The 6,970-nt window shown below is 42.5% G+C and carries 7 protein-coding genes; 5 read left to right on the forward strand and 2 right to left on the reverse strand.

Annotated elements, in window-relative coordinates:
* The coding region (locus QZU58_RS10250; protein WP_363174842.1) for a zinc ribbon domain-containing protein at positions 1-108 on the reverse strand (108 nt) is incomplete at its 3' end.
* A 194-nt stretch (positions 109-302) separates the two neighbouring features.
* Between QZU58_RS10250 and QZU58_RS09970 the strand changes: the two genes are divergently transcribed.
* A complete protein-coding gene (locus tag QZU58_RS09970) occupies positions 303-881 on the forward strand; it encodes a lecithin retinol acyltransferase family protein (RefSeq protein WP_294496444.1) in 579 nt (192 codons plus the stop codon).
* A gap of 497 nt (positions 882-1,378) precedes the next feature.
* Positions 1,379-2,533: a hypothetical protein gene (locus tag QZU58_RS09975; protein ID WP_294496446.1), complete on the forward strand. Its 1,155-nt coding sequence runs from the start codon at positions 1,379-1,381 to the stop codon at positions 2,531-2,533.
* A gap of 188 nt (positions 2,534-2,721) precedes the next feature.
* Here QZU58_RS09975 and QZU58_RS09980 read toward each other — a convergent pair whose 3' ends face one another.
* The gene (locus QZU58_RS09980) at positions 2,722-2,847 is read right to left on the reverse strand and encodes a hypothetical protein (RefSeq protein WP_294496448.1); all 126 of its coding nucleotides are present in this window, start codon (positions 2,845-2,847) and stop codon (positions 2,722-2,724) included.
* 399 nt (positions 2,848-3,246) lie between these two features.
* Here QZU58_RS09980 and QZU58_RS09985 point away from each other — a divergent pair, with 399 nt between their 5' ends.
* From QZU58_RS09985 to QZU58_RS09995, 3 genes are all read left to right on the forward strand, one after another.
* Positions 3,247-5,001 carry an AAA family ATPase gene (locus QZU58_RS09985; protein ID WP_294496450.1) on the forward strand — a complete coding sequence of 585 codons (1,755 nt, stop codon included), beginning with the start codon at positions 3,247-3,249 and terminating at the stop codon, positions 4,999-5,001.
* 341 nt (positions 5,002-5,342) lie between these two features.
* On the forward strand, positions 5,343-5,558 hold the full coding sequence (locus QZU58_RS09990) for a sporulation protein (RefSeq protein WP_294496452.1): 216 nt from the start codon (positions 5,343-5,345) through the stop codon (positions 5,556-5,558).
* Between the two features lie 27 nt (positions 5,559-5,585).
* Positions 5,586-6,866 (forward strand): hypothetical protein, encoded by a 1,281-nt coding sequence (locus QZU58_RS09995; protein WP_294496454.1) that lies wholly within the window; start codon positions 5,586-5,588, stop codon positions 6,864-6,866.
* Positions 6,867-6,970 lie beyond the last annotated feature (104 nt).

Here is a 6,970-nt window from a genome sequence, read left to right on the forward strand (position 1 = left end):
ATTTAACAGATTTATTGAAGCCTGTTCGTCTCTGTCAATTTCATTTCCGCAGCTGTCACATCTGTAAATTCGGTCTGAAAGTTTTAATTCTTTCTTTACCGCCCGCATTTACAGCACTCCGGAGCTAAAAAACAAATGCAGTTCCTGCAGTCCCAAGCGAATAAATAAAGACCTGCATCCGCTGAAATTTAGCATTGACATGACTTTTTCCTGCATTTGTGAGCTGAACCGGATAATTACGACTTGAAATATCTACAATATAATTAACGGGGTATCACCATGCTCGAAAAGGAATTGCTGATATGAAGTTTCTGAAGAAAGCACTTAAGGTGCTTGTAAATCCAGTTATAAATCCAGTTAAATCCCCAATTGCCAATCTTACGGAATCGTTCGTGGATAATGTCTTTCGCGATAAGGTAAAACCGGTTAAAGGATCAGTGCTGTACTGCGATCTTTTAATGGGAAATATGGAACATTCAGGGATTTATGTAGGCGGAGGAAAAGACTGCATTGTCGAACTGCATAACGATAACGGCACATGCATTATTCAAAAAGTCACGCCTCAACAGTTTATGGAAAAAGGCACTGCCGTAAGCATATATGTTTCCTGCAGCGGTCATGATCCGGTAGGCAAAAAAAGAATAGCAAAAACGGCGCTCAGCATGGTAGGTCAAAATCTGGGCAGGTACTCTCTCTTATCCAACAACTGCCACATGTTTACAGATTACTGTCTCAGATGCGGTGATAAAAAAAATCAAGAATGCTATGAATGGACAGACTATCTTAAACACTACGCTAACCGTGAAATGACTCTGACCTATCTTAAAGAGTCAGCTGAAGAGATTCTTGGTGCAGATACATGGAGGGTGTGGGATCGCTAGGAATCCGCACCGCCATGAACCATGACCGCAGTCCCGCGCCCGCCGGTATGACCAGGCAGAATCCGGCAGTGAGCCAAAATCACATGTGTTATACAGATTTTTTCGGTTCATCACGGAATTGTTGGGAGACCAAGAGACGACAGGTATCTAATCCGGGGGAAGAAATACTCTTCATCCCGGTACCCAAAGAGAGTGAACGCGATTCCGTGTAAACCCTTGTTAAGCCCAATTTGAGAAAATTATCTAATATATTTAGCTATTCTGTCACAGATTTCATCTAGACAGGATAACTGATTAAGAACCCTTGCCCAATTCTGTATTTTAGCATTGTTCCATTTCTTGGCAAGTTCACCCGTAATTCTGAGATAGAAAATTTTAAATACCGAATTTTCATTTTCAAAGAATCAATATTTTGGTGATAAAATAAGTTGCTGTCATATTTTTTACATTATTTTTAAATCATGTTAACACAGGGGGAAAGAGGAGTCCCACACATCATGATATGTCCTTTCTGTAAGGCTGAGTTATCAGACCACGCAAACTTCTGCACCGTATGCGGCAGGAAAATACCGCGCGACGCCGCCGTAACCGACGGACAGCAGGCGTCGGCTTCAGGAGAATCCGGGCAGCACTTCCGGAACACCGATGACGGATTCATACAGACCGAAGCGGAACAGCAGTCCGCCGTCCACGACAGTATCCCGACCAAAAATATGGATCCAAAGCTTGCAAAAGCCCTTAAGGGCATCAATACCATGAACATACTGCAGATAATATGTTTGGTGGTTTATTTCCTTCATCCTGCAGCGTCTCTCCTATTGCTGGTAGTTTTAATCATGTCACTCAGTCTGACAAAGAAGGTCAGCTCCGTATTCAGTCAATACGGATATCCTCTGTACGTCAGGATTACTGACAGAGTAAGAACAATCTGCAAGTTCCTTATTGTATGGGAAATCGCCTGGTGGGGCTTAATTTTACTGGCGAAAGTCGATCTGCGTGTACCGAGTCCGGGTGAACAGACTATTACCGGCATTGCCTGCGTCATCGTCATTTTAGCCGTAATCACGCTGTATTTTTTATCGTACTGCTTCTGCCGTCTTTACACGGTTAAAGAAGCATTGGAATGCCTTTCATTCGGATATCCGTTACCGTCCAAACCGAGCTCCAAAGGATTTGGTACGGTAGTAATCCTGCTGACCGCAATGGTTGTTCTCGGACTTATCGGCATAGTGGCATCAATTACCCTTCCGGCCTATTCATTACATATGAAGAAAGACAAATTTCAGGAAGTCGTAACAGTTGCTGACGACGTAAAGAAACTGACGGAACTGTGCTTCCTTGAGCATGCCGAAAACGGTGTTAAAGACGCCTGTAACAATATTAATGGCGCTGAGGGCAAAGGTTGGAAGTTGTTAAAACCGGAGGATTACCATACCAAGTACGTTGACTCTGCCATGGTCAGATCAACCGATGCTGACAAGAGCAAATCCGGCCGAGCCGAAGCCGTAATAACCGTAAACGCCAACCAGAAAAGATTCTCTGAACGTGTCGGCGAACATGTCGGCATCACAATTATCGGCACATGGAATAACGGCAAAATGGAATGGATAACGGATCCATCCTCATCATGTAAGGCAAAAGATCTCTGCTAATCATTAACTGTCCGATTCACGAAAGGAAACGCCCCATATTTTGAACAAATTTCTGTAACTATGGGTTAAGTCAAAATCTCCAACTTAAGTTAGAGTTGGGGATTTCTATTTATTCTTCAGACTCTATTGCAGAATCTTCCTCATACTCTATGTTTGTTTCAGGCCCTGGTAACGGAATATCTAATCCTTCATACAGTTCTTTCTTCTTCACTTGTTGTTTTGAGCTTTTCAAGGATTTGATACTGACTCAAGAACTTCTCAGCCCATTCAATTGTACCTGTAAGCTCTCCTCCTACGATCTTTCCCACAGTCATGGTCTTTCCTTTAACTCTGACCGACATGTGACGTTCGGAATCCCACATTTTCTGTTGAATAGCAGAGGAGGAAGTTCGGGAGCATCAATAACAGCCATAATTACACCTGTATAGTTACGTATAAATGTGCAACTATATCTTCAAAGAATGGGGGCCTATTTGCGGCATGGGCTTTTCTTGTATCTAAGGATACTTTTGTCTTCATTTCCATAAACATTCCATAAAACAGCCGTCGATGTTGATATTTGGGGCAAATGTCTTTAATATTTGATAGTAGCGGTTAAAGCTTGTTTGTCTCTTTGTGCAAAAAAGAAAATAATTAGAACAATATAGATATTATTTGTAATCTGACGGAATTAAAAGTACAGCACGGGGATTTAATGGAGAAGATGGTGGTTTATGATTGAAAATAAAATTGAGTTATTAAACAATCCATACGGACAGGTTAGTTACGAAACGTTTCGTAACGCCGGGCTTGCATTTGCTGATAAAAGCAGTTTAATAGAATCACTTGATAACCACAAAATGACTCCGTATCCGGTTCTGCTTCGTCCCAGACGCTTTGGTAAAAGCACCTTTGTTCAAATGCTCAAATGCTTTTACGACATATCATATAGAGACAGATATGAGGAAATTTTTTCTAAAACCGATATTTATAAAAAAAATCTGCAAAGTCATAATTCGTTTCATGTAATAAACTTTAATTTTTCAGGTGTGTCAGGAGTTAAGGAAGATACTCTCATCAGAAGTTTTATCATTGCTGTTAGCAGTGGAATAAATGATTTTATGGTGCGCTATCCGGATTTTGTTTTCAATCCCACTGATGCAGAAAAGGAGACACCTTCAAGTTTTATTAAATCCTTTATTGATGCCTACAAACGGTATCCATCAAAAAAGTCTCTCTATCTGATGGTTGACGAATATGATAATTTCGCCAACAGTGTTCTCTCGCAGGATTTGGAACTGTTTAAAGCTATCACCGGTACCGGCGGATTTCTGAAGGATTTCTACGCAGCCATTAAAGAAGGCGCTGAGACTTGTATTGCCAAAACCTTTATTACCGGAGTGTCATCCGTATCACTTGATTCCCTTACCTCCGGGTTTAATATTGCACGCAATGTTACTTCCCGGGCCTGCTTTAATGAATATGCCGGCTTTACTGAAACGGAACTCGCAGCTCTCATTCCACAACTCGTTGATATCAGGCAGATTGACATGAGTCCGGAAGAAATCATTGCCAAAATGAAGCCGGTATATGACGGTTACTGTTTCAGTCAGGAATCTGATCATACGGTTTTCAATTCATCAATGTGTTTGTATTATCTTGACGAAATGCGAGTTAAGGGGCATTTTCTCCCTCCTGAAGATTATCTGGATCCTGCATCAGACCATGACGGCTCCAAACTTCAGCAGCTGTTTGACATTGCCGAAGATGGTCTGTTAGATGAGATCGTGGAAAGCTATTTGAGCAATGATCTTTTCTTTCTGGATAAACTGGCGGAAAACATTAATTTAAATAAAGTAACCAAATATAGCCGGGAGCAGCTTCTCTCCATGCTCTATTATCTCGGGTATCTCACTATTGATAAGGATGCTTCCGACAGTTCCGCTCTGGCTCTCAAAATACCTAATCTTTTCATGTCAAAGCTGTTTGCTCAATGCATCGCTGACATGCGATTAAAAACAAATACGGTATTTACCGATACTGTTCTGGACATATCATCGTTACGTGATGTTAATGATGACATTAATTCATTTGCCTCATCCTGCACGGAATTCCTGAGCGGAATCTTCACCAATCAGGTTCTGACTCACATGAGCGAAATGGCGTTAAATCTGACACTCTACACCAAGCTTAAATCTTTACGCGGTATATTTGTTGAAATGCAGAAATCTCTGAGAGTTGTCGGAAAAGGAGAAAAGTTTGCCGATCTGGTTATAACCGTTAACAAAGGAAAAGGTAACCAGTGCATTTACCTTATCGAATTGAAATACGTCACCAAGACAGATGCTACTGAAGCAAAGATTCAAAACACTGTAAAAGATGCGACAGAACAGGTTTTAAGATACAAATCAGCCATGGAGTTCCGGGACAGACAAGTCAAGGCATATGCCATGGTATTTGTCGGCTCGGAGTGCGTGTACTGCGGGTAATAAAAATTAATTTTTAAGCTCATGACCATTATGGCATGAGCTTTTTAATATCTGAAAAATCAACGGTTTTACGAATACCAAATCTAATAAATATTCGAGTAGTACACCTTCAGATTTTTACTCCTTTCTTACTACTTTTCACTGTTACAAAATGCGTATTTTTGGCTATTTATGACGTTTCTGTTAAAATTCAAAAAGGTACTTCTGCATCGTTTGAGAGCCGGCAAACCTTGCAGAAATAGGCATTTCTCGGCAATTCTTAAAATCAATAATGAAACTTCGCATCTTATTCGTATGCCATGGCAGAACCTTACACCATGAATGATAAGGTGTATGCTGTCTTGGTAGATCTGTGCGTTGATATCTGCAGAAGGAATGGTAAAAAGAAACTTGTATGGATTGCTGATCAGGATAAGGCATTGAGTTATTCGGTCAAGAGTGATGAGATGCTGCTGACCGTCCGCCGCTGGTTTGCTCGAAAGAGCTGTCCGGGAAACTGGCTATTCGGGAAGTTGGGCGATTTGGCTCAAGCAGTGAATAGCCGATTGGAGAAATAAGAGACAGAATTTGAATGAAAAAGCCAGATGGCACATACACAACTTTATGACTATGAACCGAAGGAGCCGGTGCTTCTCGGGGGTACCCATTCCCAGTTCTCTACTGACGGAGGCACAACATGGAAAGCTCTCCGCGGAGCTCAGGAAATCGGAGACATCGGTGACATTGCCGAATCGGTGGAATGCACCACCATTGATGATGACCGCAAGAGATACCGCGGAGGTTTAAAGGATTCATCCGAAAAGGAGCTCACCATCTACTTTTATGATGATGACGCAGACCAGAAGGATCTGATTGCTGCCGCTATGGGAGCAAACTTTGATGCATCCGCCAAACAGGCAGAGGCCACCAATGCCGCCATCCACGGACTTGATGAGAGCGTTAAGACCGTAACGGATTCGATTGAGGCTCAGACTAAAACCGTAACCGACCTCGGCACTAAGCAGAGCAAGGTCACCAAAGAAATCAGCAAGACTCTTGAAACCCAGAACTCTCAGCAGAAGGATGCCAACACCACTCTTGCCGAGCAGAGGAAAATCATGCAGGAGCAGGAAGCTGAAATCAAAAAGGTCACCAAAGCCGTAGATACTCAGACCGGAGTTCTGCAGAAAAATGCCGGTGGCTGGAAAATGCTGATGACCAGTTTTGCCATAAAATTTGCCTCTGAAGTTGTTGATGGTTTTAAGAGCATAATCTCCACCGGACTTGAAGCCTCACGGGTTTATGAGGATATGTCGGCAAGACTTACTCCCCTTGTTGGTGATCTGGAAACAGCTCAGAAAACCTTCTGGAGCCTTAACGGCCTCAAGGATGAGACGGCTACCGCTACTGACAAATTAGCTAAAGCCTTCGTAGACCTTGGCAACAACGGTCTTACCAACTCAAATGAGCAGCTTAAGACCTATGCCACCATTGCTCATGGCACCGGAAGAGACATCAACACCTTAACTGATGCGGTTATTGCCTTCTCCCAGGGCTCTACAAAGGCACTCCGACAGTTTGGCGGTGAGAATGTTACCTATGAAGGCATTGGTGCCACCAAGAAATGGGAACGAATTGAAAGCTATGGGCCAAAGTTTGTAGAAAACATCGTGCAGGCAATCGCCAGGGACATCCTGTGCTACGCCATGAAGACCTTACGGCACTGCAGCATCGTGATGCATATTCACGATGAGCTGGTTATTGAAGCCAATCCTCGAATGAGCCTCGATGCTGTGTGTGAGCAGATGGGACGTACACCACCATGGGCTGAAGGGCTAATTCTTGATGCGGCAGGCTATATCATGTCTTTTTACAAAAAAGATTAGGAGACAAAACACCGGAAATAAAAGATGCTCCGCAGAGGATCTTTTATTTCATTTTCTTAACAACGACTGAACATGATTTTTTATGAAAACAGATACCGTAGGCG

The organism is uncultured Ruminobacter sp., assembly GCA_902764345.1.
GTDB lineage: Bacteria > Pseudomonadota > Gammaproteobacteria > Enterobacterales > Succinivibrionaceae > Ruminobacter.